1 protein-coding gene is annotated in these 270 nt (G+C 42.2%); it reads right to left on the bottom strand.

Features of this window, described 5'->3' with window-relative positions:
• The coding region (locus tag GQY27_RS21865) for a hypothetical protein (protein WP_236570687.1) at positions 1-194 on the bottom strand (194 nt) is incomplete at its 3' end.
• Positions 195-270: the final 76 nt, after the last annotated feature.

The following is a 270-nucleotide window of genomic DNA, read 5'->3' as shown; positions in this document are numbered from 1 at the left end:
ACGGTCGTGTTCGGGATGGGTACGTGTGGAACCCCTCCGCTATCGCCACCAAACAGGATTTTTGCGCTGTAATATCTCCAGTGAATACTCACCAGCAAAATATCAGACCTTAGAAAGGACATGCAGCTTAAAATCATTGGAAAATCGATACGCTCTTCGCGTTTACTTGGGTTCAACACGGATGTGTGAATCAAGAAACAAGCATTTAGTTTTCCTCAAGGATTTGCTCCCTGAAAACTAGATACGAAACAATCTTTGCGATTTTATATA

This window comes from Paenibacillus sp. An7 (assembly GCF_009870785.1).
Classification (GTDB): Bacteria; Bacillota; Bacilli; order Paenibacillales; family Paenibacillaceae; genus Paenibacillus.
This window is presented reverse-complemented; position numbering and strand designations above follow the sequence as displayed.